Annotated in this window: 24 protein-coding genes; 10 read left to right on the top strand and 14 right to left on the bottom strand. The window is 75.0% G+C overall.

All coding sequences use genetic code 11. From position 1 onward, the window contains the following. The first annotated feature begins 3 nt into the window (after positions 1 to 3). Together ACN20G_RS12695 and ACN20G_RS12690 are read left to right on the top strand one after the other, a co-directional pair. Positions 4 to 1,080: a potassium channel family protein gene (locus ACN20G_RS12695; protein WP_424215491.1), complete on the top strand. Its 1,077-nt coding sequence runs from the start codon at positions 4 to 6 to the stop codon at positions 1,078 to 1,080. Positions 1,081 to 1,137: 57 nt separating this feature from the next. Continuing rightward, positions 1,138 to 2,121 carry an NAD(P)H-quinone oxidoreductase gene (locus ACN20G_RS12690; RefSeq protein ID WP_424212858.1) on the top strand — a complete coding sequence of 328 codons (984 nt, stop codon included), beginning with the start codon at positions 1,138 to 1,140 and terminating at the stop codon, positions 2,119 to 2,121. Between the two features lie 116 nt (positions 2,122 to 2,237). Here ACN20G_RS12690 and ACN20G_RS12685 read toward each other — a convergent pair whose 3' ends face one another. From ACN20G_RS12685 to pdhA, 3 genes are read right to left on the bottom strand one after another with little or no spacing between them, the layout of a single operon-like run. After that, positions 2,238 to 3,578, bottom strand: a complete 1,341-nt coding sequence (locus ACN20G_RS12685) for a dihydrolipoamide acetyltransferase family protein (protein ID WP_424212857.1) — start codon at positions 3,576 to 3,578, stop codon at positions 2,238 to 2,240. Beyond that, positions 3,578 to 4,606, bottom strand: a complete 1,029-nt coding sequence (locus ACN20G_RS12680) for an alpha-ketoacid dehydrogenase subunit beta (RefSeq protein WP_424212856.1) — start codon at positions 4,604 to 4,606, stop codon at positions 3,578 to 3,580. Before ACN20G_RS12680 ends, ACN20G_RS12685 begins: the two co-directional genes overlap by 1 nt. Beyond that, entirely contained in the window at positions 4,603 to 5,769 is a 1,167-nt protein-coding gene (gene pdhA / locus ACN20G_RS12675; RefSeq protein WP_424212855.1) for a pyruvate dehydrogenase (acetyl-transferring) E1 component subunit alpha, read from the bottom strand. Before pdhA ends, ACN20G_RS12680 begins: the two co-directional genes overlap by 4 nt. A 193-nt stretch (positions 5,770 to 5,962) precedes the next feature. Here pdhA and ACN20G_RS12670 point away from each other — a divergent pair, with 193 nt between their 5' ends. Continuing rightward, positions 5,963 to 6,700 (top strand): Lrp/AsnC family transcriptional regulator, encoded by a 738-nt coding sequence (locus ACN20G_RS12670; RefSeq protein WP_424215490.1) that lies wholly within the window; start codon positions 5,963 to 5,965, stop codon positions 6,698 to 6,700. Positions 6,701 to 6,772: 72 nt separating this feature from the next. Here the strand turns inward: ACN20G_RS12670 and ACN20G_RS12665 are convergent, their stop codons facing one another. After that, positions 6,773 to 7,405 (bottom strand): TetR/AcrR family transcriptional regulator, encoded by a 633-nt coding sequence (locus ACN20G_RS12665; RefSeq protein ID WP_424212854.1) that lies wholly within the window; start codon positions 7,403 to 7,405, stop codon positions 6,773 to 6,775. After that, positions 7,406 to 8,917 (bottom strand): 3-hydroxyacyl-CoA dehydrogenase, encoded by a 1,512-nt coding sequence (locus ACN20G_RS12660; protein ID WP_424212853.1) that lies wholly within the window; start codon positions 8,915 to 8,917, stop codon positions 7,406 to 7,408. It abuts the gene before it with no gap. 136 nt (positions 8,918 to 9,053) lie between these two features. Between ACN20G_RS12660 and paaN the strand changes: the two genes are divergently transcribed. After that, the gene (gene paaN, locus ACN20G_RS12655; RefSeq protein ID WP_424212852.1) at positions 9,054 to 10,775 is read left to right on the top strand and encodes a phenylacetic acid degradation protein PaaN; all 1,722 of its coding nucleotides are present in this window, start codon (positions 9,054 to 9,056) and stop codon (positions 10,773 to 10,775) included. 16 nt (positions 10,776 to 10,791) lie between these two features. Here the strand turns inward: paaN and ACN20G_RS12650 are convergent, their stop codons facing one another. Genes ACN20G_RS12650 through ACN20G_RS12640 form a run of 3 tightly spaced genes read right to left on the bottom strand, consistent with a single transcriptional unit; the run spans position 10,792 to position 13,414 of the window. Next, positions 10,792 to 11,574, bottom strand: coding sequence for a TrmH family RNA methyltransferase (locus ACN20G_RS12650; protein ID WP_424212851.1), 783 nt, complete (start codon positions 11,572 to 11,574; stop codon positions 10,792 to 10,794). Next, positions 11,571 to 12,809, bottom strand: coding sequence for an HTTM domain-containing protein (locus ACN20G_RS12645; protein WP_424215489.1), 1,239 nt, complete (start codon positions 12,807 to 12,809; stop codon positions 11,571 to 11,573). Before ACN20G_RS12645 ends, ACN20G_RS12650 begins: the two co-directional genes overlap by 4 nt. Continuing rightward, positions 12,806 to 13,414 (bottom strand): DUF5819 family protein, encoded by a 609-nt coding sequence (locus ACN20G_RS12640; RefSeq protein ID WP_424212850.1) that lies wholly within the window; start codon positions 13,412 to 13,414, stop codon positions 12,806 to 12,808. Before ACN20G_RS12640 ends, ACN20G_RS12645 begins: the two co-directional genes overlap by 4 nt. A gap of 231 nt (positions 13,415 to 13,645) precedes the next feature. Between ACN20G_RS12640 and paaA the strand changes: the two genes are divergently transcribed. Genes paaA through ACN20G_RS12615 form a run of 5 tightly spaced genes read left to right on the top strand, consistent with a single transcriptional unit; the run spans position 13,646 to position 17,368 of the window. Continuing rightward, positions 13,646 to 14,683 carry a 1,2-phenylacetyl-CoA epoxidase subunit PaaA gene (paaA, locus tag ACN20G_RS12635; protein WP_424212849.1) on the top strand — a complete coding sequence of 346 codons (1,038 nt, stop codon included), beginning with the start codon at positions 13,646 to 13,648 and terminating at the stop codon, positions 14,681 to 14,683. Next, entirely contained in the window at positions 14,680 to 14,991 is a 312-nt protein-coding gene (gene paaB / locus ACN20G_RS12630) for a 1,2-phenylacetyl-CoA epoxidase subunit PaaB (RefSeq protein WP_424212848.1), read from the top strand. Before paaA ends, paaB begins: the two co-directional genes overlap by 4 nt. Further along, the gene (gene paaC, locus ACN20G_RS12625; RefSeq protein WP_424212847.1) at positions 14,988 to 15,719 is read left to right on the top strand and encodes a 1,2-phenylacetyl-CoA epoxidase subunit PaaC; all 732 of its coding nucleotides are present in this window, start codon (positions 14,988 to 14,990) and stop codon (positions 15,717 to 15,719) included. Before paaB ends, paaC begins: the two co-directional genes overlap by 4 nt. Then, complete coding sequence (paaD, locus tag ACN20G_RS12620; RefSeq protein ID WP_424215488.1) at positions 15,716 to 16,216, top strand: 1,2-phenylacetyl-CoA epoxidase subunit PaaD; 501 nt, start codon at positions 15,716 to 15,718, stop codon at positions 16,214 to 16,216. The genes paaC and paaD overlap by 4 nt, the downstream gene beginning before the upstream one ends. Continuing rightward, positions 16,217 to 17,368, top strand: a complete 1,152-nt coding sequence (locus ACN20G_RS12615; RefSeq protein WP_424212846.1) for a 2Fe-2S iron-sulfur cluster-binding protein — start codon at positions 16,217 to 16,219, stop codon at positions 17,366 to 17,368. Between the two features lie 13 nt (positions 17,369 to 17,381). Here the strand turns inward: ACN20G_RS12615 and ACN20G_RS12610 are convergent, their stop codons facing one another. Further along, positions 17,382 to 18,191: a hypothetical protein gene (locus tag ACN20G_RS12610; protein WP_424212845.1), complete on the bottom strand. Its 810-nt coding sequence runs from the start codon at positions 18,189 to 18,191 to the stop codon at positions 17,382 to 17,384. Between the two features lie 167 nt (positions 18,192 to 18,358). Here ACN20G_RS12610 and ACN20G_RS12605 point away from each other — a divergent pair, with 167 nt between their 5' ends. Further along, a complete protein-coding gene (locus ACN20G_RS12605; RefSeq protein ID WP_424212844.1) occupies positions 18,359 to 19,510 on the top strand; it encodes an acyl-CoA dehydrogenase family protein in 1,152 nt (383 codons plus the stop codon). A 38-nt stretch (positions 19,511 to 19,548) separates the two neighbouring features. Here the strand turns inward: ACN20G_RS12605 and ACN20G_RS12600 are convergent, their stop codons facing one another. The 5 genes from ACN20G_RS12600 to ACN20G_RS12580 form a co-directional block, all read right to left on the bottom strand. Beyond that, positions 19,549 to 19,893, bottom strand: a complete 345-nt coding sequence (locus ACN20G_RS12600) for a rhodanese-like domain-containing protein (RefSeq protein WP_424212843.1) — start codon at positions 19,891 to 19,893, stop codon at positions 19,549 to 19,551. Positions 19,894 to 19,982: 89 nt separating this feature from the next. Beyond that, a complete protein-coding gene (locus tag ACN20G_RS12595; RefSeq protein WP_424212842.1) occupies positions 19,983 to 20,870 on the bottom strand; it encodes a J domain-containing protein in 888 nt (295 codons plus the stop codon). Between the two features lie 56 nt (positions 20,871 to 20,926). Further along, entirely contained in the window at positions 20,927 to 22,363 is a 1,437-nt protein-coding gene (locus ACN20G_RS12590; protein ID WP_424212841.1) for a DUF2252 domain-containing protein, read from the bottom strand. A gap of 112 nt (positions 22,364 to 22,475) precedes the next feature. Beyond that, on the bottom strand, positions 22,476 to 23,111 hold the full coding sequence (locus ACN20G_RS12585; RefSeq protein WP_424215487.1) for a response regulator transcription factor: 636 nt from the start codon (positions 23,109 to 23,111) through the stop codon (positions 22,476 to 22,478). Between the two features lie 31 nt (positions 23,112 to 23,142). After that, positions 23,143 to 24,861 (bottom strand): sensor histidine kinase, encoded by a 1,719-nt coding sequence (locus tag ACN20G_RS12580; RefSeq protein ID WP_424212840.1) that lies wholly within the window; start codon positions 24,859 to 24,861, stop codon positions 23,143 to 23,145. Positions 24,862 to 25,049: the final 188 nt, after the last annotated feature.

Here is a 25,049-nt window from a genome sequence, read left to right as displayed (position 1 = left end):
GCGATGGCCCGCGACGCGGACGAGAAGCTCGTCTCACGCCGCATCAAACTGCCTCGCCGGGTGGTCGAGAAGCCGCTCCGGCAGGTCACGAAGCGGCTGTTGATGGCCCTGTTCGTGCTCTGCCTCACCGTCCTGATCGTCTACCTCGACCGGGACGGGTACCACGACAACGCGAACGAGAGCGTCGATTTCCTCGACTGCGTCTACTACGCCACCGTCACCCTCTCCACCACCGGATACGGCGACATCGTCCCCTACAGCGACAGCGCCCGCCTGGTCAACGTCCTCCTGATCACCCCCCTGCGGGTGCTGTTCCTGATCATCCTGGTCGGAACCACCCTGGAGGTGCTGACGGAGCGCACCCGGGAGGAGTGGCGGCTCAACCGCTGGAGGAAGAACTTGCGCGAGCACACGGTGGTCGTGGGCTTCGGCACCAAGGGCCGTTCGGCCCTGCAGACCCTGCTGGCCACCGGTCTGCAGAAGGAGCAGGTCGTCATCGTCGACCCGTCCGCCAAGGTCATCGACATGGCCAACGCGGAGGGGTTCACCGGCGTGGTCGGGGACGCGACCCGTTCGGACGTGCTGCGCCGGGCGGAGGTGCACAAGGCCCGCAAGGTCATCATCGCCACCCAACGCGACGACACCGCCGTGCTGGTGACGCTGACGGCCCGACAGCTCAACCGGGGCGCGAAGATCGTGGCCGCGGTCCGCGAGGAGGAGAACGCCCCGCTGCTCAAGCAGTCGGGGGCGGACGCGGTCATCACCAGCGCCAGCGCGGCCGGTCGGCTGCTGGGCCTGTCGGTGCTCAGCCCGAGCGCGGGCACCGTCATGGAGGACCTGATCCAGCAGGGCTCCGGGCTGGACATCATCGAGCGCCCGGTGACCAAGTGCGAGGTCGGCAAGGGGGTCCGCGAGACCGAGGACCTGGTGGTCAGCGTGTTGCGCGGGCACCGACTGCTGGCCTACGACGACGTGCACGTGGGACCCCTGCAGCTCACCGACCGGCTGATCGTCATCGTGCGCGCGGCCCCGCCCGCCGGGCCCACCGGCCCGACCCCGCTCACCCTGCCCGGGAACTGAGCCGCGGCCCGTCCGTCCCCCGCGCGTCGGGGGCGGGCAGGGCATAGGGTCCGGGCCATGTATGCGATCACGATTGCGCGTTCGGGGGGCCCCGAGGTCCTGGAGTGGACCGCGGTCCCCGATCCGGTGCCCGGTCCCGGCGAGGTCCTGGTGGAGGTGGCGGCGACCGCCGTGAACCGGGCCGACCTGATGCAGCGGCAGGGCTTCTACGATCCGCCGCCCGGCGCCCCCGTGTACCCGGGCCTGGAGTGCTCGGGCCGGATCCTCGCCCTCGGGCCCGGGGTCTCGGGCTGGGCGGTCGGGGACGAGGTCTGCGCGCTGCTGGCCGGCGGCGGCTACGCGGAGAAGGTGGCCGTGCCCGCCGGTCAGTTGCTGCCCGTGCCGGAGGGGGTGGACCTCGTGACGGCGGCGGCCCTGCCCGAGGTGGCGGCGACGGTCTGGTCCAACGTGTTCCAGGCCGCCGGCCTGCGCCCCGGCGAGACCCTGCTCGTGCACGGCGGGTCCAGCGGCATCGGCACGATGGCCGTGCAGCTCGGCAAGGCGGTCGGGGCCCGGGTGGCCGTGACGGCCGGTGGCGAGGAGAAGCTCAAGCGGTGCGCCGAGCTGGGCGCGGAGATCCTCGTCGACTACCGCGAGCAGGACTTCGTGGCCGAGGTGAAGGCCGCGACCGGCGGTGCCGGGGCCGACGTGATCCTCGACATCATCGGCGCCAAGTACCTGGGCCGGAACGTGGAGGCCCTGGCCGTGAACGGGCGGATGGTGGTCATCGGGTTGCAGGGCGGGGTGAAGGGCGAGCTGAACCTGGGCGCGCTGCTCGCCAAGCGGGCGAGCATCACGGCGACCGCGCTGCGCACCCGTCCCCTGGAGGAGAAGGCCGCGATCGTCGCCGCCGTGCGCGAGCACGTGTGGCCGCTGGTGGCGAGCGGTCGGGTGCGTCCGGTCGTGCACGCGACCCTGCCGGTGGCCGAGGCCGCCGAGGCCCACCGGCTGGTCGAGTCGAGTGCGCACGTCGGCAAGGTGCTGCTGCGGGTGGCCGGCTGACGGCCCTCGCCGGATCCGGTCCGGGGTCGGTGTTTCACGTGAAACACCGACCCCGCCGTTTCACGTGAAACAGTCGCCCACACGAGCACCCTGAGCCCTGGTCACAGGCTGCGGGGTCACAGGCTGCGCAGCAGCACCGCCGGGTGCTCCACGCAGTCGGCCACGTACCGCAGGAAGCCGCCCGCGGTGCCGCCGTCGCAGACCCGGTGGTCGAAGGTGAGCGAGAGCTGCACCACCTGGCGGACCGCCAGTTCCCCTCCGTGCACCCACGGTCGGGGCACGATCCGGCCGACCCCGAGCATCGCGGCCTCGGGGTGGTTGAGGATCGGGGTGGAGCCGTCGACCCCGAAGACCCCGTAGTTGTTGAGGGTGAAGGTGCCGCCGGTCAGTTCGGCGGGCCCCAACCGCCCGGCCCGCGCGGTCTCGGTGAGCCGCGCGAACTCGGCGCTGAGCCGCTCGGGGCTGCGCAGGTGCGCGTCCCGGACCACGGGCACCATCAGGCCCCGGTCGGTCTGCGCGGCGAAGCCGAGGTGAACCTCGGACCGGCGCAGGATCTCGCGGCGTTCGGTGTCCACGGTCGCGTTCAGCTCGGGGAACCGGGCCAGGGCTGCCACACAGATCCGGGCCAGCAGCGCGAGCACCGAGATCCGGGGGCCGTCCACCGCGTTCATCGCGGCGCGGGCCGCCATCAGCTCGGTCGCGTCGGCGTCCACCCAGCAGGTGGCGTCGGGGATCTCGCGGCGGCTGCGGGACATCTTCTCGGCGACCGCCCCGCGCACCCCCTTGAGCGGGATCCGCTCGACCGTCCCGGATCCGCCCGCCCCGGGTCCGTCGGGCACGTCCGGCACGGGCGCCGGCGCGGGCACGTCGAGCGCGCGCAGGGCCGCCTCCACGTCCGCGCGCAGGATCAGCCCCTCGGGCCCGCTGCCGTGCAGGGACCACAGGTCCACCCCGTGGTCCCGGGCCAGTTTGCGGACCAGCGGGGAGATCACGGCCACCGACCCGATCGGCCCCGCGGTCGCGACGGGCGCGGGCGCGACCGGCGGAGCGGTCGGCGGCACGGCCACCGGCTCCGGCGGGCGGACGCGGCGCCGGCGGGCGGTGCTCGCGTGTCCGGTCCCGTAGCCGACGAGCACGTTCCCCGAGCCCGTCTCGTCCTCCGCCTCCGCCCCGGCCCCGCTCCCGACCCCACTCCCGGTCGGCACCGTGCCGGAGCCGACGGCGACGGTGATCAGCGGGGCGCCGACCGGCAGTTCCGTGCCCTCCTCGCCGAAGCGCGCGGTCACCACGCCGCCGTAGGGGCACGGCACCTCGACCATGGCCTTGGCGGTCTCCACCTCGACGATGGGCTGGTCCACGGCGACCACGTCGCCGACCGCGACGAGCCAGCGCACGATCTCCGCCTCGGTCAGTCCCTCGCCGAGGTCCGGCAGCCTGAACTCCAACACCTGCGGCATCAGTTCTCCCACTGCAAGCGCGCGACCGCGTCCAGGATCCGGTCGACCCCGGGCAGGTGGTGCTTCTCCAACATGGGCGGCGGGTACGGGATGTCGAACCCGGTCACGCGCCGCACCGGGGCGTGCAGGTGGTGGAAGGCGCGTTCGCCGATCCGGGCGGCGATCTCGGCGCCCGGTCCGCCGAAGCCGTTGGCCTCGTGCACGATCAGGGCCCGGCCGGTGCGCCGGACGGAGGCCAGCACGGTCTCCTCGTCGAAGGGGACCAGGGAACGCAGGTCCACGACCTCCAGGTCCCAGCCCTCCTCGCGGGCCGCCTCGGCGGCCTCCAGGCAGACCGGCAGCGCGGGTCCGTAGGTGACGAGGGTGGCCCCGGTGCCCGCCCGGCGGACCACGGCCCGCCCGATGCCGGGGACTCCCTCGGGCCGTTCGGGATCCCAGTCGGCCTTGGACCAGTAGAGCCGCTTGGGCTCCAGGAAGACCACCGGGTCGTCGGAGGCGATGGAGGCGCGCAGCAGCCCGTAGGCGTCGGCGACGGTGGCCGGGGTGACGACGGTGAGTCCGGGGGTGGCCGTGTAGTACGCCTCGGAGGAGTCGCTGTGGTGCTCCACCCCGCCGATCCCGCCGCCGTAGGGCACGCGGACGGTGATGGGCAGCGGCATCGCGCCCCGGGTCCGGTTGCGCATCCGGGCCACGTGCGACAGCAGCTGCTCGAAGGCCGGGTAGGCGAAGGCGTCGAACTGCATCTCCACGACCGGCCGCAGCCCGTACATGGCCATGCCCACGGCCGCACCGAGGATGCCGGCCTCGGCCAGCGGGGTGTCGGTGACGCGGTGGTCGCCGAAGCGGGCGGCCAGTCCGTCGGTGATCCGGAAGACCCCGCCGAGGGTGCCGACGTCCTCGCCGAGCACGAGCACGTCGGGGTCGGCGGCGAGGGAGTCGGCCAGCGCCCGGTTGAGGGCCTGGGCCATGGTCGCGGGCTTGGCGGGGCCGGGGGCGCGGGTCGGGGCGGGGGTGGTGGCGGTGCTCATCGTCCTGCCTCCGGGGCGTCCGCGGCCTCGGCCGCGAGTTCCGCGCGCAGTTGGGCGGCCTGCTCGCGCAGCGCCGGGGTGGGCTCGGCGAAGACGTGCGCGAAGAGGTCCATGGGGTCGAGGACGGGGTCGGCGTTCATCCGTTCCCGCAGGTCCGCGGCCATCTCCTCGGCCGCCTCGTGGGCCGCCGCGATCTCCTTCTCGCCGATGATCCCGCGCGCGGTCAGCTCGCGTTCCAGCAGCCGCACGGGATCGTGCTCGCGCCAGGCGGCGGCCTCGGCCTCGTCGCGGTAGCGGCCGGCGTCGTCGGCGTTGGTGTGCGCCTCGATCCGGTAGGTGACGGCCTCCACGAGGGTGGGTCCGTCGCCGGCCCGGGCCCGGGCCACAGCCTCGGCCAGCACCTCGTGCACGGCCGCCACGTCGTTGCCGTCGACCAGCCGGCCGGGCATGCCGTAGCCCACGGCCTTGTGGGCGAGGGTGGGGGCGGCGGTCTGCTTGGCCAGCGGCACGGAGATGGCGTAGCCGTTGTTCTGCACGAGGAATACCACCGGGGCCCGCCAGACGGCCGCGAAGTTCAGGGCCTCGTGGAAATCGCCCTCGCTGGTGCCGCCGTCGCCGACCATGGCCAGGGCCACCGTGTCGTCCCCGCGCAGCCGCGCCGCGTGCGCCAGGCCCACCGCGTGCGGGAGCTGGGTGGCCAGGGGGGTGGAGAGCGGGGCGATGCGGGTGGCGCGCGGGTCGTACCCGGTGTGCCAGTCCCCGCGCAGCAGGGTGAGGGCCTGCACCGGGTCCAGGCCCCGGGCCACGGCCGCGAGGGTGTCGCGGTAGCTCGGGAAGAGCCAGTCCCGTTCGGCCAGGACGAGGGCGGCGGCGATCTCGGCCCCCTCCTGCCCGACGGTGGACGGGTAGACGGCGAGCCGCCCCTGCCGGGTCAGGGCCGTGGCCTGCGCGTTGTAGCGCCGGCCGCGCACCAGCTCGGCGTGGGCCCGGCGCATGAGCTCCGGGTCGATCCGGTCGGCCGCCGGGGTGCCCAGCACCCGGTACGGCTCGGCGTCGGGCAGCAGGGGGGCGGGATCGGTCCGGGGGCGCCAGGCGGGGGAGGCCGTGGGCGGCCGGTGGGCCGCGTCGGCGGGTCCGGCACCGGGCAGCTCTTGCACCGTCATGACGGCGTGCACCTCCTCGTGGGAAGCGGGCAGGAGGGCGGCCCGGTGTGAGCCGCCTCACCTACCGATTGTTCGGTTGCCCCGGCAATTTGGCTACAGGCGCCCCCAGGCTGTGGACAAACGGGCGACGCGGCCGTGGGATGGACACAGGACGTCCAGCACAGGGAGGCAGGGGGCAATGCCGGATGAACAAATGGCCGGACCGGGGGGTCGGGGCCCGGGGGGCGCGCGAGGCGGGGTCGAGGGGCCGACAGGGGCCCGGGAACGGGGGCCGGCGCGGGTGCCAGCGCCGGGGGGCGCGCCCCGCGCCCACCCCGAACCGGCGGCGCCCGACCGGAGCCCGGCGCCGCCCCTGACCGGCCCGCCCGAGACCCCGCCCGCCGGGCCCGCCGGACCCGTCCCGGGCACGCCCAGGCCGCCGGAGGCCCGTGCACCGGAGGCCCGGCCGCTGGACCCCATCGACCGGTCCATCCTGCGGCTGCTCCAACGCGACGGCCGGGCCTCCATCCGCTCCGTGGCCGAGCAGGTGCACGTCTCGCGCGCCAACGCCTACGCCCGCGTGAACCGGCTGATCGACGAGGGGGTGATCCAGGGGTTCACGGCCCGGGTGGACCACGAACGCGCCGGTCAGGGCGCCTCCGCGTACATCACCTTGAAGATCGTGCAGAACTCCTGGCGCACCGTGCGCGAGCAATTGCGGGAGCTGCCGGGGGCCGCGCACATCGCGCTGGTCAGCGGTGATTTCGACGTGCTGCTGCTCGTGCACACCCCGGACAACCGGACCCTGCGCGAGCTGGTGCTCACCCGGCTCCAGGCCATCCCCGAGGTGCTGTCCACCCGCACCCTGCTCGTCTTCGAGGAGACCGACCTGCTCGACGCGCCCCCCGGCACGCCCGTCCCGCGCCCCCAGGCCCCCCTGGACCCTGCCTGAGGCCCCCGGGCCCCCGCACCCCACCCGACCCCGACCCGGGCCCCCACGCGCCCGCGGTGGCCCGGGCCGGGCTCAGCCCCGGCGGTCGCCCTCGCGGCCGGGCGCCCGCAGGCCGCCGAAGGCCATCCGGACCACCGCGTCCGCCAGCCGCTCCCCGTCCTCCTCGGCCCCCGGGCCCGCCGCCCCGGCGGCCGTGGGGCGGTACCACTCCACGAGCGAGTTGACCATGCCGAACAGCAGCCGGGAGCCGAGCCGGGTGTCGAGGTCGTCCCGCAGGTCCCCCTCGCCGACGGCGGCCCGCATCAGCTCCGCGATCCGGTGGTCGAACTCGCGCCGCCGCTCCAGCGCCCACCGCTCGGTGCGCGTATTGCCCCGCACCCGCAGCAGCAGGGTCACGTAGGGCAGCTCGGCGACCAGCACCTCCACCGTGCGACGGGTGACGTACTCGACCCGGTCCACGGCCGGCCCGCGGGTCGCGCCCGGTTCGTCGAGGACGGCGAACAGCCCGTCCAGGGCCCGGCTGACGGCCCGCCGCAGCAGTTCCTCCTTGCCCGCCACGTGGTGGTAGATCGAGGACTTGGAGATTCCGGCCGCCTTCGACAGGTGCTCCATCGAGGTGCCGTCGTAGCCGCGTTCGTTGAAGACCCCGACCGCCACCGACAGCAGCGTCTCCGGTGTGTACGTGTCCCGTCTGACGGTCGTCACTTACGACCCCTCCTCCGTGTCGTCCTCCGCGTACCCGGACCTGAACAGCGCCAGCGAGGGCGCGTACCGGCCGCCGGGACAGCGTTCGTCCAGCTGCTTCAGCAGGTCGTAGGCCCAGTCCCGGCCCAGTTTCGCCTGCCACGCGAAGGGGCCCAGCGGGTAGTTCACGCCGAGCCGCATCGCGGTGTCCACGTCCTCGGCGCTCGCGACGCCCTTGGCCACGGCGTCGACGGCGAGGTCCACGAGCATGGCCACGGTGCGGGCCACCACCATCCCGGGCACGTCGCCGAGCAGGCTGACGCGCTTGCCGAGCCGCTGGAACAGCCCGATCGCCTCGGCGAGGGTGCGCTCCGAGACGTCCTCGCTCGCGCTGAGCGCGATGCGGGTGGCCGTGGACCAGTCCAGGGCCAGGTCGAAGGAGACCACGTCGGTGAACTCCACCGAGGTGCGCCCGTCGGCGAGCACGAGCTGCCCCTCGCCGGGCAGTTGGATGTACGGGCCGCCGGTGGCCACCTCGGTGACCTCGACGCCGGCCGCCCGCATCAGCTCCACGAGGGGGGCGGCGGGTCCGAGGTCGCCGACCACGGTGACGGCGTCCGGGGCCTTCTCGGGACCTGTCGTGTGGGGGGCGGGCGGGGTGGCGCCCGGCGTGTGGTCGTACCACCCCCGACCCGTCTTGCGCCCCAGGCGCCCCGATTGCACCAGCCGGCGCTGGGCGAGGGAGGGGGTGAACTTCGGGCTGTGGTGGAAGGATTCCCAGACCGAGCGGGTGACCGCCTCGTTGACGTCCTGGCCGATCAGATCGGTCAGTTCGAAGGGCCCCATGCGGAAACCGCCGCTCTCGCGCAGCACCGCGTCCAGGGTGGCGGGATCGGCCGCGCGCTCCTCGTACACGGCCAGCGCCTCGGCGTAGAAGGGGCGCGCGAGGCGGTTGACGACGAAGCCGGGGGTGTCGGCGCAGCGGATCGGGGTCTTGCCCCAGCCGAGCACCGTCCGGTAGGCGCGTTCGGCGTGCTCGGGCCCGGTCGCGAACCCGCTCACCACCTCCACCAGCGGCAGCAGCGGAGCCGGGTTGAAGAAGTGCAGTCCGACCAGGCGCTCGGGGCGGCTCAGCCCGGCGGCGATCTCGGTGACGGAGAGGGAGGAGGTGTTGGTGGCCAGCAGCGCCTCCGGCTCCACCACCCCCTCCAGGGCGGTGAACAGGCCCTGTTTGACCCCGATGTCCTCGATCACCGCCTCGATCACCAGGGCGGCCCCGGCCAGGTCGGCCAGGGCGTGGGCGGGCCGCAGCCGGCCCAGCGCGGCGTCGGCCTCGGCGCGGTCGAGCCGGCCCTTGGCCACGAGGCGTTCCACGCGGCCCGCGACGGCGTCCACCGCCTCGGTCGCGCGTCCGGGCAGGGCGTCGTGCAGCAGTACGGGGTGACCCGCGAGAAGGGCCACCTGGGCGATGCCCTGGCCCATGGTTCCGGCGCCGACCACCGCGATCACGCGGCCCCGTTCGATGGCTGTCATGACCCCGATCCTCCCGTATCCGGTTGTCCACAGGCCGCACGGGGCCTCTTGTCCCGACCGATCGTTCGGTTACTCTAACTCCCGACCGCAACACGCCACCCGTCCCCGCCCGGCTCAACGAGGAGTTGGTCCGACCATGGCCGCCGAGTCCGCCCCCGTCACCACCGCCCCCACCGACGACACCGCAGCCGCCGGCGAGGTGCCCTTCGCCCGGCACCGGGCCACCCTGGAGCAGGCCCTGGCCGCGATCCGCAGCCGCGCCTACTGGTCCCCGCACCCCGAGCACCCCAAGGCGTACGGGGAGAACGCGGACGCCGAGGGCCGCGCGGCCTTCGAGGCCCTGCGCGGCACCCGCTTCGCACTCGACCAGCCCGGCACCGACGGGTACACCGGCGCCGAGACCTCCCCGTACGGCATCGAGCTGGGCGTGGAGTACCCGCACGCCGACCCGGACGTGCTGCTGCCCGCGATGCGCGCGGCGATCCCGGCCTGGCGGGACGCGGGCCCCGAGGTCCGCGCGCTGGTCTGCGTGGAGATCCTGGCCCGGATCGGGGCGCGCACCCACGAGTTCGCGCACGCGGTCATGCACACCAGCGGGCAGGCGTTCATGATGGCCTTCCAGGCCGGCGGCCCGCACGCGCAGGACCGCGGGCTGGAGGCCGTGGCCTACGCGTTCGCGGAGCAGACGCGGGTGCCCGGCGCCGCGCCCTGGTCGAAGCCGCAGGGCAAGCGGGAGCCGCTGGAGCTGGCGAAGACCTTCACCCCGGTGCCGCGCGGGATCGCGCTGCTGGTGGGCTGCAACACCTTCCCGACCTGGAACGGCTACCCGGGGCTGTTCGCCTCGCTGGCCACCGGCAATCCGGTGCTGGTCAAGCCGCACCCGCGCGCGGTGCTGCCGTTGGCCTTGACGGTGCGGGTGGCGCGGGAGGTGCTGGCGGAGGCCGGTTTCGACCCGAACCTGGTGGCGCTGGCGGTGGAGCGGCCGGGCGAGGGGCTGGCCAAGACCCTCGCGACGCGGCCCGAGGTGCGGATCGTGGACTACACGGGGTCCACGGCCTTCGGCGACTGGCTGGAGGCCAACGCGCGGCAGGCGCAGGTGTACACGGAGAAGGCCGGCGTCAACTCGGTGTTGATCGACTCCACCTCCGACTACCGGGGGATGCTGTCGAACCTGGCCTTCTCGCTCTCCCTCTACAGCGGCCAGATGTGCACCACCCCGCAGAACCTGCTGATCCCGCGCGAGGGCATCGACACGGACGCGGGCCGGCGCACCCACGAGGAGGTCGTGGCCGATCTCGCGGGCGCGGTGGAGAAGCTGCTCGGGGACGACGCGCGGGCGAACGCGCTGCTCGGCGCGCTGGTCAACCCGGACGTGAAGACGCGGCTGGAGGCGGCGGCCGGGCTCGGTGAGGTGGCGCTGGCCTCGCGGGCCGTGGTCAACCCGGAGTTCCCGGACGCGGTGGTGCGCACCCCGCTGCTGGTGCGCCTGGACGCGGCGAAGCCGGACGAGGAGGCCGCGTACCGGGAGGAGTGCTTCGGGCCGGTGGCCTTCGCGGTGGCGGTGGACTCCACCGAGCAGGGCCTGGAGCTGCTGCGGCGCACGATCCGCGAGAAGGGCGCCATGACGGTGGGCGCCTACACCACCTCGGCGGAGGTGGAGCGGGCGGTGGAGGAGGTGTGCCTGGAGGAGTCGGCGCAGTTGTCGCTGAACCTGACGGGCGGGGTCTACGTCAACCAGACGGCCGCGTTCTCCGACTTCCACGGTTCGGGCGGCAACCCGGCGGCGAACGCGGCGCTGTGCGACGGGGCCTTCGTGGCGAACCGCTTCCGGGTGGTCGAGGTGCGCCGGCAGGTCTGAGCCCGGCGGCCCGCGGTCAGGACGGGTGCGGACCGGCGGCCCCGGCGGCCGGTCCGCCCCAGTGGAAGAGGGTCATGGCCACGCTGGTGGCCAGGTTGTAGCTGGAGACCAGCGGGCGCATGGGCAGGGCGACGAGGTGGTCGGCGCGGGCCCGCAGTTCGGGGGTCAGGCCGCTGCGTTCGGAGCCGAAGGCCAGCACGGCGTCGTCGGGCAGGGTGAGCGAGCGGATGTCGGCGCCCTCGGGGTCGAGGGCGTAGAGCGGGCCCGCGGGCAGCGCCGGGGCTCCGTCGCCCGCCGCGTCGAGCGGGGTCTCGGCGGGCAGCCGGCGGACCTCGGTGGCCCAGTGCAGGCCGGCGGCGGCGCGCACGACGTTGGGGTGCCAGGGGTCGAGCGGGCCCCGGGCGACGACGGCGTCCGCGCCGAAGCCGGCGGCGAGCCGGACCACGGCGCCGACGTTGCCGAGGTTGCGCGGGTGGTCGAGGACGATGGCCGGCGCGCGCCGGGGCGCGTCCGCGGGCGCGGGCGCCGGCCGGCGGGCGAGGGCGGCGATCCCGGTGGGGTGGACGCGGGGCAGCAGGGCCGCGAGATCCCCGGGGCGCAGCAGTGCTTCGAGGGCGGGGCGGGTGTCGGGGGCGAGGCGGTCGGCGAGGGCGAGGACGGCGGCCGGGTCCTCGGCGAGGACGGGGCCGAGTTCGGCGCCGAAGCGCAGGGCGTGTTTGACCGCGTGGAACCCGTCGAGGAGCACGTGGTCGGGGTCGGCGGCGGTGCGGCGCCAGTGGTCGGCGACTGTCTCGTTCACCCTGTGACCCTACGCGGGGGCGGCCCCCGGCTCCGGAGCCGGTCCCGGATCCGGCCGCGCGCGCGGCCGGCTGCGGCCCCGACGCGCAGCAGCAGGCTCGTGGGGAGGAAGACGGCGTCGGCGGCGATCATCGCGAGGGAGAACACCGGCAGTCCGAGCAGGACCGCGATGCCGAGGTGCTCCAGCATCATGACGGCGAGCAGCACGTTCTTGATCCGGCGGTGGAAGAGGGTGAAGGGGAACGCGACCTGCACCAGGACGGTGCCGTAGGTGATGAGCAGGACGGCGGTGCCGCTGCTCGCGAGGAGGGCGGAGAGCCCGGGCCAGGGGGTGAAGTAGTCCAGGCCCAGCGGGTAGTAGAGGGCGGTGCCGTCCTGCCAGCGGGAGCCCTGGATCTTGTACCAGCCGGCGGTGGCGTAGATCAGGCAGACCTCGACCATGATCACGAACAGGGCGCCGTTGTGCGCGATGGTGCCCAGCACGTCGAGCAGGGCCCGACCCTCGCCGGGGCGGCCCTCGCCGACCCGGACGACGCCGGCGCGCCTTGCGGCCCGGTCGGCGGCCCACCACAGGCCCTGGACCACCCACAGGCCGGTCAGGAAGAGGAACCAGCCGGCGCTGATCGGCGCGTCGGCCACGACGGTCCCGACCAGCCCGGCCCCGCTCAGCGCCCACAGGGCGGGTCCGACCCGGTCGGGGGGCGCGTCGGGGCCGGCGGCGGCGCGGCGGGCGGCCCGTCGGGCGTCGAGGGACCAGACGGAGGCGCAGCGGGTGAGGACGAGGTAGATCGCCATGATGTGGACGACGTTGTCCCCGCCGTCGCCCATGAACACGCTGCGGTTCTGCAGGGAGAGCACCCCGATCAGGAACAGCGGGGTCGCGAACCGGGTGTGCCAGCCCAGCGCGGTGGCCAGGGCGGCGAGCGCGGCCAGCAGGTAGACCAGCTCGAACCACCAGCCGGCGTCGGTCCACAGCAGCACGGTGAAGGCGCGGTTGCCGGCGACCAGGCGTTCGGCGAGGTCCCAGCCCCAGGGGCTGTCGGGTCCGTACAGCTCGCGCCGGTGGGGCAGCTCGCGCAGCAGGAACAGCAGCCAGGTGCCGGCGAAGCCGATCCGGACCACGGCGCTCTGGTACGGGCCGAGCACCCGGCCGGTGACGGCGTCGACGGCCGGCAGCAGCCGGGCCCGCAGCCGTGCGGTCCGGCCCGGCGGGGCGGAGGGGGCGGGCGGGGTCACACGGTCCACCAGGGCAGCTCCCGGTAGTGGGTCTGGGTGTCGGTGCGCTCCTCGCTCCAGCTCGGGGCGGGTACGGCCCGGGTGGCGGAGCGGAGTTGGACGCGCAGCACGTCGGCGTCGGGGTGGGCGGCCAGCAGGCGGTTCACGGCGATCCGCTGGAGGTACAGCTCGGCGAGTTCGCCGCGTTCGCCCTGGGGGCGGTCGTCCTCGCCGTGGGAGCCGGTGAAGAAGTCCCAGGCACGGCGCAGCTCGTTCTGGGTGGTGTGGCTGGGGAAGGGGTTGCCGCGCAGGTCGGCGATGTCCTGGGCGGTGAGGTCGAGCCAGTCCGAGGTGATCGTCTCCCCGCCGGGGGCGCGGAGCTGGGCGCGGGCCTCCACGGCGACGTTCTGTTGCAGGGGGTTGGGGGCGAACAGCTTCCAGTTCTGCTCGAACTCGGGGTAGATCCACGCGTCGACCATGGCGCCGTTCCGCTTCCCGAGGGTGTTGGCGGGGGCGACGTGCAGGAAGACGAATCCGAGGTGGGCCAGGGCCCCGGCGGTGACCAGGCCGAGCACGAGGGCGACCAGCACGCGGTGCGGCGCGGGCAGCCCCCGGATGCCGGCCACGGGGGTCCCGGGGGGTCTGCCGGGAGGTTCCGGTTCCGAGTCCGGACGGCTCGCGTCCCGGGTCGGCGCGCCGTGCCGATCGCTCGTTTCCATCCCGCCCCGATCATCGGCCATCCACAGAGGTTGACACCCTACGGGCCGTCGCTTCACCATTGAAGGGCACGAACCGAACGATCGGTCGGTCGGTCCTTCCGGCCGGTGGCGGACCACTCACGTCGGCAGGGGGCCCGGATGGTGACCACGACCCCGGAAACGGGGCCACGGAGCGAGGCGCTCGCGCCCCCGCCCGGTGGCGCGGCGACGGACGAGGCGGCGCTGCTGGCCGCCTTCGACGCGGCCGTGGCGGCGGACGAGCGGATCGAGCCGCGCGACTGGATGCCCGAGCGCTACCGGGCCGGCCTGGTCCGCCAGATGGCCCAGCACGCCCACTCCGAGATCATCGGCATGCAGCCCGAGGCGAACTGGATCACCCGTGCGCCCAGCCTGCGGCGCAAGGCGATCCTGATGGCGAAGGTGCAGGACGAGGCGGGGCACGGGCTGTACCTGTACAGCGCCGCCGAGACCCTGGGCACCGACCGCGAGGAGCTGCTGGACAAGCTGCACACGGGCCGCCAGAAGTACTCCTCGATCTTCAACTACCCGACCCTGACCTGGGCCGACGTGGGCGCGATCGGCTGGCTCGTGGACGGGGCGGCGATCACCAACCAGGTCCCGCTGTGCCGCTGCTCCTACGGCCCCTACGCGCGCGCCATGGTCCGGATCTGCAAGGAGGAGTCCTTCCACCAGCGGCAGGGCTTCGAACTGCTGCTGGCCCTCTCGCGCGGCACCGAGGCGCAGCACGCCATGGCCCAGGACGCCGTGGACCGCTGGTGGTGGCCCTCGCTGATGATGTTCGGCCCGCCCGACGACGAGTCGGCGCACTCGGCGCAGTCCATGGCCTGGAAGATCAAGCGGCACTCCAACGACGAGCTGCGGCAGCGGTTCGTGGACATCGCCGTGCCCCAGGCCGAGGCCCTCGGGCTCACCCTGCCCGACCCCGAGCTGCGGTGGAACGAGGAGCGCGGGCACCACGACTTCGGGCCCATCGACTGGGACGAGTTCCGGGCCGTGCTCTCGGGCGCCGGTCCCTGCAACGACCAGCGGCTCGACCGCCGCCGGCGGGCCCACGAGAACGGCGCGTGGGTCCGCGAGGCCGCCGCGGCGCACGCGGCCAAACACCGGACGACCGCCCCCGCGGGCGGCGGCGCGCACGAGGAGGCACGGGCATGAGCGAGGGCGGCGCCACGGGCACGGTGGGCGGCGACTGGCCGCTGTGGGAGGTCTTCGTGCGCTCCCGGCGCGGCCTGTCCCACACCCACGCCGGCAGCCTGCACGCCCCCGACGCGGAGCTGGCCCTGCGCAACGCCCGGGACCTGTACACCCGGCGCGGCGAGGGCATCTCGCTGTGGGTGGTGCCCGCCTCGGCGATCACCGCCTCCTCCCCCGACGAACGGGACCCGTTCTTCGAGCCGGCCGCCGACAAGCCCTACCGACACCCGACCTTCTACGAGATCCCCGAGGGGGTGCGCCACCTGTGAGCACGACCGGCACGGACCTCGACCGCGCGACCCTCGCCCTCGCCGACGACGCCCTGGTCCTCGCCCAACGGCTGGGCGAGTGGGCCGGCGACGCCCCGGTGCTGGAGGAGGAACTCGCCCTCGCCAACATCGCCCTGGACCTGCTGGGCCAGGCCCGCCTGCTGTACGCCCGGATCGGCGACGAGGACGAGCTCGCCTTCCTGCGCGAGGAGCGGGAGTTCACCAACCTCCAGCTCGTCGAGCAGCCCAACGGGGACTTCGCGCACACCATCGCCCGCCAGCTCTACCACTCGCTGCACCGGCACCTGCTGCTCGGCGAACTCGCCGCCGTCCCCGGCCCCTTGCGGGACTTCGCGGCCAAGGCCGTCAAGGAGACCGCCTACCACCGCGACCACGCCGAGCAGTGGACCCTGCGGCTGGGCGACGGCACACCGGAGAGCACCCGCCGGATGCGCGCCGCCCTGGACGCGCTGTGGCGGTACACGGGCGAACTGTGCCGTCCGGTCCCCGGCCTGGAGGAGGCCGTGGACTGGGCCGCGTTGGAGCGCCGTTGGCTGGACGCGCTGACCGAACTCCTGGACCGGGCCGGCCTGTCGACCCCCACCGGGCCGCGCGCCGACGGCTGGGCGGCCGGCGCGGGCCGCGAGGGGCTGCACACCGAGTCCTTCGGCCGGCTGATCGCCGAGATGCAGCACCTGCACCGCAGCCACCCGGGGGCGTCGTGGTGACCGCGCCCGGCACGAGCCGGCTGGAGGCGGAGCTGACCGGCCTGGCCGGCGCCGTCCTCGACCCCGAGCTGCCCGTGCTGACCCTGGGCGACCTCGGCGTGGTGCGCGGGGTCAGCGTCGCGGCGGACGGCAGCGCCGACGTGCGCATCACCCCCACCTACTCGGGCTGCCCGGCCATCGAGGCCATGTCCCGGGACATCGAGGAGGCCCTGCACGGGCACGGGGTGGCGGAGGTCCGGGTGCACACGGTGCTGGCCCCGGCCTGGTCCACGGACGACATCAGCGCCGAGGGCCGCCGCAAGCTCGCCGAGTTCGGCATCGCCCCGCCCCGCCCGCACCCCGCCGGCGGCCCGGTCCCGTTGAGCCTGTCGGTGCGCTGCCCGCACTGCGGGTCCACCGACACCGAACTCCTCAGCCGCTTCTCCTCCACCGCCTGCAAGGCCCTGCGCCGCTGCGTCTCCTGCCGCGAGCCCTTCGACCACTTCAAGGAGCTGTAGATGGCAGCCGCCCCGGGCCGGCACGGCGCCTTCCACCCGCTGACCGTGACCGCGACGGACCGGCTCACCGAGGACTCGGTGGCCCTGACCCTGCGGGTCCCCGAGGAGCTGCGCGAGGCGTACCGGCACCTGCCCGGTCAGCATCTGATCCTGCGTCGGCCGGGTGCGGACGGCGTCGAGGTGCGGCGCACCTACTCGATCTGCTCCCCGGCCCCCGACCCGGCCGGCCCCGGACCGGAGCTCTTGCGGATCGGGGTCCGTCGGGTGGCCGGCGGGGCCTTCTCCACCTTCGCCGACAAGGAGGTGGCGGTCGGGGACGTGCTGGAGGCGATGGTCCCGGCCGGTCGCTTCACCCTGGACCCGGCGGCGGTCCCGGCCGGCGGCCGGTACGCGGCGATCGTCGGCGGCAGCGGCATCACCCCGGTCCTCTCGATCGCCTCCACCCTGTCGGCCCGGCATCCGGGGGCCCGGTTCACGCTGATCCGCGCCGACCGCTCGGCCGGCTCCACGATGTTCCTCGACGAGGTCGCGGACCTGAAGGACCGCCGGCCCGAGCGGTTCCACCTGGTCACCGCCCTGTCCCGGGAGGAGCAGGAGGCCGGACTGCCCACGGGCCGGCTCGACGAGGCACGACTGCGGGAGCTGCTGCCCCGGCTGCTGCCGGTGGACGCGATCGACGGCTGGTACCTGTGCGGCCCCTTCGGGCTGGTCACGGCCGCCGAACGGGCCCTGGCCGCGCTCGGCGTGGACCGCGCGCGGGTGCACCAGGAGATCTTCCACGTGGACTCCGACCCCGAGCTCGATCCCGCCGCCGAACCCGCCTCCGGCGCCCTGCGGGTCACCGCCGACCCGGCGGACGGCCCGGGATCGGCCCTGCCGCGTCGGATCACCGCCCGCCTCGACGGCCGCGCCGGCACCTGGCCCGCCGAACCGGGCGAGAGCCTGCTGGAGACCGTGCTGCGCTCCCGGGCCGACGCCCCCTACGCGTGCAAGGGCGGCGTCTGCGGCACCTGCCGCGCCTTCCTCGTGCGCGGCGAGGTGCGGATGGACCGCAACTTCGCGCTGGAGGAGGACGAGACGGACGCGGGCTTCGTCCTGGCCTGCCAGTCCCACCCCCTGACCCCGGAGGTGGAGATCGACTTCGACCGCTGAGCCCACCCGGGGCTCACCACCCGCGCCGGGCCCGCTCCCAGGCCGTCCGGTCCTCGTACAACCTCTCCGCGACCAGCGCGAGCAGGGGAGCGACCAGCCCCCACAGCCACATGGCCGCGGCCACCATGACCGCGACGGGCGCCAGGGCGTCCCACCCGACGCCCTCGACCGACCCGAGCCGGATCACGGCGGCCACGAGCAGCAGGCAGGCCGCCCCGCGCAGGATCACCAGGGGCAGGGCGAACGCGCGTGCCGCGCACCACCAGCGCCCGCGCAGCAGGTCCTGCGAACGCTTCCACGAGTCCCCGGTCCCCAGTCCCTCACGGACCCGGATCACCGGCGCGATCCCCTGTTCCACCCACCAGATCACCCCCACCATCAGCCACACCGGCGCTCCGCCCGTGGCTCCCACGAGGCCCGCGTAGAGCGTCAGCCGGCCCAGCGCCACGGGCCAACGCCGCAGCGTGAGCCCCGTCAGGCTCCGGCCGCCCACCGGACGACCCGCGCGACGGTGCTCGATCAGAGCGGTCCGCAGCGCGGAGTCCCCGGCGGTGGCGACCAGGACCGTGAACCCGACCACGCCGAGCAGCAGTCGCTCCCACCCGTCCCGATCGGCGAGGTCCGTGCCCAACGCGAGCCAGGTCAGGGCGAGGAAGGGCACCACCGCCACGCACTGCACCACCGCCAGGGCCCCGGCCACCGGGCGGCCCGAGGCCCACAGCTCCCGTAACGCCCACCGGACCACCGGACCGGCACGAAACACCGGCGGGGCCCCGCCCGCCGGCCCACCCGGCGCCGTCACCCCGCCCACCGCGGATCTCACGTCCGCCACGTCGCCCCCGCTCGCTCGCGAACACCCCAGGCCAGTGACGGAACCGTCCCCTCGGCAGGGCACGCGGGCCCGCGCCTCTGGGCAAATACAGGAACCTGTTCTATCTTGACGCACCGTCAGGCAGGGCGGCCCTGGGCCGGTGCACGGGAGGACAGGCAGTGGACTTCACCTTCACCGAGGAACAGCAGGCCGTCGTCGAGGCGGCCCGGCACGTGTTCTCCGCCGTGGCCCCGGACCGGGTGCCGAGCCCGGCCCTCACCTCCGGCGCGGTCGCCGACGGCCCGGACCGGGCACTGTGGGCGCAGCTCGGCGAATCCGACCTGCTCGGGGTGCTCGTGCCCGGGGTGCACGGGGGCGCCGGCCTCGACGTGGTCGCGCTGTGCCTGCTGCTGCGGGAGTCGGCGCGGGTCCTGGCCCGGGTGCCGCTGCTGGAGCACGCGGCGGTCGCGCACGTGCTCGCCGGTCACGCCCCGGCCGATCTCGCGGCCGAGCTGCTGCCCGGGGTGGCCCGGGGCGAGACGGTGCTCACCGCCGCCGCCCACGGCCGCACCGGCCACGACCCGGCCGAACTCGCCGTCACCGCCCGCCGCGAGGACCCGGCCGGGGACGACGCCGTCTGGGTGCTCGACGGCACCCAGACCCTGGTGCCCTGGGCCCACCACGCCGACTGGATCGCCGTGCCGGCGCACACCGGCGAGGGCCGCTCGGTCCTCGCCCTGGTCCCCCCGCACGCCCCCGGGCTGCGCACGGCCGACCAGTACTCCACCAGCGGCGAACGCCTCGCCGAGCTGACCCTGGACGGCGTGCGGGTGCCCGCGCGGCTGCTGCTGGACGCCGAGGGGGCCTGGGACCGGCTGCGCGAGGTGCTCACCGTCGGCACCTGCGCCCTCGCCCTGGGCCTGGGCGAACAGGTGCTGTCCATGACGGCCGACTACACCGGCAAGCGCGAGCAGTTCGGGCACGCCGTGGCCACCTTCCAGGCCGTCGCCGTCCAGGCCGCCGACCGGTACATCGACCTGAAGGCGATGGAGGTGACCCTCTGGCAGGCCGCGCAGCGCCTGGACCGGCCCGGCGAGGGAGGCCCCCTGCCGGCCACCGGGGACCTGGCGGTGGCGAAGATCTGGGCCTCGGAGGGGGTCCGCCGGGTGGTGCAGACCGCGCAGCACCTGCACGGCGGCTTCGGCGCCGACACCGACTACTCCCTGCACCGCTACCACGCCTGGGCCAAGCACGTGGAGCTGCAACTCGGCCCGGCCGCCGCGCACGAGGAGGCCCTCGGCGACCTCCTGGCCGCCCACCCCCTCACCTAGACCGGCCGGAGCCAGGCCGAGCGCCCGCGCACGCGGGGTCAGATGACGACGCCCGCGCCCCCGCCGTCGACCACGACCTCACGTCCGCGGGCCTCCCAGTCCTGCATCCCGCCGGCCACGTTCACCGCGTCGATGCCCTGGCCCACCAGGTACTGCGTGACCTGCGCCGAACGCCCGCCCACACGGCACAGCACGTGCACGGTGGCGCCGTCCGGCAGGGCCTCGGTCAGCTCGCCGAAGCGGGGCACGAACTCGCTCATCGGGATGTGCAGGGCGCCCTGCGCGTGCCCCGCCGTCCACTCGTCGTTCTCCCGAACGTCCAGCAGGAAGCTCTCGGGGGTCAGCGCGTCGACGCCGACGGTGGGGACCGAGCCGAAGTTCATGTGGATCGCTCTCTCTCGTCACAAGGGTGGTGCTCAGCAACCTATCGGACGTGTTTCACGTGAAACACGAGCGGCTGCCGCCCGGGATCTCAGCCCCCGGACGTCCCGGACCCCGAGGGCCCGTCCTCGGCGGCGCCCTCCGCCAGCAGCGCGGCCAGCTCCGCCTCCTTGGCGACCACGTCCGCCTCCAGCTGGGCGCCGATCTGCTCCAGCAGCCCGTCCGGGTCCTCCGGGGCCATCCGCAGCATCGAACCGATCGCGGACTCCTCCAGGTCCCGGGCCACCACCGACAGCAGTTCCTTGCGCCGGGCCAGCCACTCCAGCCGGGCGTACAGCTCCTCGCCCTCGGTGGGGGTCTCCTCCTCGGGCACCGGCCCGGCCTCCCACTCCTGCGACAGCTCCCGCAGCAGCGCCTCGTCCCCGCGCGCGTAGGCCGCGTTGACCCGGGTGATGAACTCCTCCCGGCGGGTGCGCTCCTTGTCCTCCTGCGCGAGGTCCGGGTGGGCCTTGCGGGCCAGCTCGCGGTAGAGCCGCCGGGCCTCGTCACTGGGCCGCACCCGCGGCGGCGGGGTGACCGAGCCGCCGGTGAGCATGGCCCGGGCGTCGTCCCCCATCCCGTCCGAGTCGATCCAGCCGTCGAACAGCTCCTCGACCCGGGGCATCGGCATGACCAGGGCACGGGCCTCGGCGGCCCGCCGCAGGTCCTCCGGGTCCCCGGTGCGGGCCGCGCGCGCCTCCGCGATCAGCGCCTCCAGCTCGTCGAGCCGGTTGTAGACGGGGCCGAGTCTCGTGTGGTGCAGACGGGAGAAGTTGTCCACCTCCACCCGGAAGGTCTCCACCGCGATCTCGAACTCGATCAGGGCCTGTTCGGCGGCGCGCACCGCGCGCGCCAGCCGGGCCTCCGGCCGGTCCTCCTCGGACCCGGCCCCGGCTGCGTCGGGCGTGGCGTGGGCGTCGGGGGCAGTGTGCTCAGTCACCCCGCCACCCTACGCCCGCCGCCCCGACCGCCTCCCCGGCCCGAGGACCGCCCCGCTCAGACCCCGGACTCCGCCGCGATCCGCCCGGCCGCGATCGCCGCGAGCAGGTCCGCGTGATCGGCCTCGGTGCGGTCGGCGTAGGCCACCGCGAAGGCCCCGATCGCCTCGTCCAGCTCCTCGCCCCGCCCGCAGTACCCGGCCAGCAGCCGGGGGTCCGCGCTGTGCGCGTGCGCCCGCGCCAGCAGGGCCCCGGTCATCCGCCCGTAGTCGTCGATCTGCTCGGGCGCGAGGGCCGCCGGGTCCACGCTGCCCTTGCGGTTGCGGAACTGCCGCACCTGGTAGGGCCGGCCCTCCACCGTGGTCCACCCCAGCAGCATGTCCGAGACCACCTGCATGCGCTTCTGCCCGAACACCACCCGCCGGCCCTCGTGCGCCTCCGGCTCCCCCGGGAACCCGACCGCCGGCAGGTACGGCAGCAGCGCCGAGGGCCGCGCCTCCTTCACCTGCAACACCAGGGCCTCGCCCCGGTGGTCCAGCAGCAGCACCACGTACGAGCGGGTGCCGACGCTGCCCGTGCCCACCACCCGGAAGGCCACGTCGTGCACGGCGTGCCGGGCCAGCAGCGGCAGCCGGTCCGCCGGCAGCGTCTCCAGGTACGGGCCCAGCGCGGCGGCCACCGCCGCGGCCTCCCCGTCCCCGACCCGCCGCAGCACCGGCAGCGCGTCCACGAACCGCCGCCCGCCGTCCTCGGTCACCGCCGTCGACTTCGCGGCGAACCGGGCGCTGGTGTTGTTCCGGGCCTTCTGCGAGACCCGCTCCAGGGTGCCCAGCAGGTCCCGGGCGTCGGTGTGCGAGACGAGTTCCTCGTCGGCGATCGCGTTCCACGCGTCCAGGGCCGGCAGCTTGGCCAGCAGCCGCGCCGTGCGCCGATAGGCGCCCACCGCGTCCACCGCCGCCGCCCGGCAGGTCGCCTCGTCCGCGCCGGCCACCCGCCCGGCCAGCACCAGCGAGGTCGCGAGCCGTTTCACGTCCCACTCCCACGGCCCGTGCACGGTCTCGTCGAAGTCGTTGAGGTCGATCACCAGCCGGCCGCGCGCGTCCCCGTAGAGCCCGAAGTTCGCCGCGTGCGCGTCCCCGCAGATCTGCGCGCCGATCCCGGTCACCGGGGTGCCGGCGAGGTCGTGGGCCATCAGCCCGGCCGCGCCCCGCAGGAACGCGAAGGGGTTGGCGGCCATCCGCCCGACCCGGATCGGGGTCAGCTCGGGCACCCGGCCCACGCTGGAGTCGACCACCGCCCGCAGCGCGTCCGGCCGGTCCGCGGCCGGGGCGAACCCGGCGTGCGCGGACCGGGGCACCCGGCTCCGCAGCTCCTTGCCCAGCGCCTTCGGGGACCGCTCCCCGGCCCCGCGCCGGGCCGCGAACCCCGGCACCACCGGTATCCGCCCCGCCACGCCCGCCCCGTCCGCCACGCCGGCCCCTGCCACCGTCACCATGCGCCCTGCCCCCGTCCGGCCCTCCGGCCGCTCACGTCACCGCTCGTCCCTGGTCACGGGGGAGCCCGACCGTCGCGTTCCCGCCACGACCGCCCACCCCCGAGCACGCTGTCTACAGCCCGGCGTCCCTGGCCAGCAAGGCCGCCTGCACGCGATTCTCGCAGTCGAGCTTGGCCAGGATCCGACTCACGTACGTCTTCACCGTCGCCTCGCTCATGTGCAGCCGACGCCCCGCGTCCGCGTTGGACAGGCCCTCGCCGAGCAGCGCCAACACCCCGCGCTCCCGCTCGCTGAGCGCCTCCACCCGACGCCGCGCGTCCGCGTCCCGGGCCCGTTCCCGACCCGAGGCCAACCGGTCCACGACGTGCCGCGTCGCCGCCGGCGACAGGTACGCGTCCCCGGCCGCCGCCGCCCGCACCGCCCCGATCAGCTCCGCCGGCGCCGAGTCCTTCAGCAGGAACCCGGCCCCGCCCTCCTCCAGCGCCCGCAGCACGTTCTCCCGCTCCCCGAAGGTGGTCAGGATCAGCCCGCGCGCCGCCGGCACCGCCCGCCGCAGCTCGGCCAGGGCCGCGAGCCCGTCCAGCACCGGCATCTGGATGTCCAGCAGCACCACGTCCGGCTGATGGGCCCGCGCCAGCTCCACGGCCTCCCGACCGTCCCCGGCCTCCGCGACCACCTCGATCCCCGGATCCGAGGTGAGGATCATCCTGATCCCCGCCCGGATCAGCGGCTCGTCGTCGGCGATCACCACGCGTACGGTCACCGGCGCACCCGTCCCCTCACTGCTTCGCCCGATACGTGATCTTCTCGACGAGCCGGCCGTCCCGGAAGCAGAACCGGTACACGGTGGTCTCCGTGAGCTCGTCGCCGCCATTGTCCTCCCCCAGCAGCGCCAGGCAGGTGCTCCCCGCCGGCCTCGGCGGGCCCTTGCGGTCCATGCCCGAGGTCAGCAGGTTCTCCCCGCGCGGCAGCCCGGCCCGGACCTCCGACTCGGAGCTGCCCACCCGCACCGCGTCGTAGTCCGCGCGGCTCAGGTACGCGTCCCCCATCGACCCCACGAACAGCACCGCGCCCACCACCAGCACGATCACCATCAGCGCCAGCGCCGCCACCGCCACCCCGCAGCCCAGGGCCACGCTCTGGGTCCGGCCCCGCTTGCGCTCCCCGGCCAGCGCCCAGTCCACCGCCGCCCCCGAGGGACCCGCGCCCCAGCCCGCCGGCGCCCCCGCCGCGAACCCCGGCGCCCCGGCCGCCCCGGGCAGGCCCTCGTACCCGAGCTCGTCCTCGACCCCCGCCGGACCCGCCCCGTAGGGCAGCACCCCGGCCACCCGGAAGCCCCCGTCCTCCAGCGGCCCCGCGTGCACCATCCCGCCCACCAGCCGGGCCCGCTCGCGCAGCCCGGTCAGCCCCTGCCCGCCCGAGACCTCCGCGCCCACCCCGGGCACCGCGCCCGCCGGCCCGTTGGCCACCTCCACCACCAGCGAATCGTCCTCGTACCGCAGCCCGACCTCGATCCGCGCCCCCGGCGCGTGCTTGTACGCGTTGGTCAGCCCCTCCTGCACGATCCGGTACGCGGCGTGGTCGATGGACGGCGCCAGCGGACGGGTGGTCCCCGAGGTCACCAGCGACACCTCCGTGCCCGCCGCCCGCGCCGAGTCCACCACCGCCCCGAGCCCGGCCACCCCGCGCCCCGGCGCCCCCACCGCCTCGTGCTCCTCCGGGGCCCGCACCCCGTCCCGCAGGATCCCGACGACCTCCCGCAGCTCGTGCATGGCCGCCACCGACGCCTGCCGCAGCACCCCGACCGCCTCGCGCTGCCGGTCGGTCAGCTCCCGGTCCACCTCCAGCGCCCCGGTGTGCACGGAGATCAGCGCCAACTGGTGCCCGAGGCTGTCGTGCATGTCCTGCGCGATCCGCTGCCGCTCCCGCAGCCGCGCCTGACCGGCCACCATCGCCCGCTCGCGCAGCAGTTGGGCGTTGCGCTCGCGCAGGGTGTCCAGCAGGGTCCGGCGCTGGTACCAGTACCGACTGGCCAGGCCCGGCACGACCGTGGTGGCCAGGAACATCAACGCGCTGAACACGAGGACGACCACCGGCGCCATCTCGGCGTGCCCGCTCCACAGCGAGGCGCCCAGGGTCAGCAACAGGGCCAGCGAGAACGTGCCCACCGCCCGCCCGACGTCCGTGATCCGCCGGCCCGCCGACCACCCGAGCAGGATCATCACCAGCACCGGACCGGTGACCAGCCCGCCCAGGGCCGCGGCCACCAACAGCGTGGTCGCCGGCAGCCGTCGGCGCAGCAGCACCAGCGCCACGCAGGCCACCGCGGCCACCACCGTCAGCGCCGTCGAGGTCCGCGCCACCAGGTCGAGGCCCGCGCCGATCAGGGCGAAGACCACGGCCACCGCCAGGTCGCCCACCAGCTTGCCCCGGGTCCACGCCTCGGGGCCCGCGAGCCACCGTCCGAACGCCCGCGCCTTCGTCACGTTCCTGTCCACCCTCCGACCCTAGGCAGCGCCCCCGCCCCCGGCGTCCGCCTTTCGTCGCGCGCCGCCCGACGAAAGTCGCGCGCCCGCCGCGCACCACCGCCGCACGGCCCCCGCGCCCTCCCGCATGGCGTACGTCACAACCCCCGCGCCCCGCGCCCCCGTTCCCGCGCGAAGGTCCGCGGGCGCACACGAAGAAG

Origin of the sequence: Streptomyces dryopteridis (assembly GCF_049606955.1) — a bacterium.
Lineage (GTDB): Bacteria > Actinomycetota > Actinomycetes > Streptomycetales > Streptomycetaceae > Streptomyces.
This window is presented reverse-complemented; position numbering and strand designations above follow the sequence as displayed.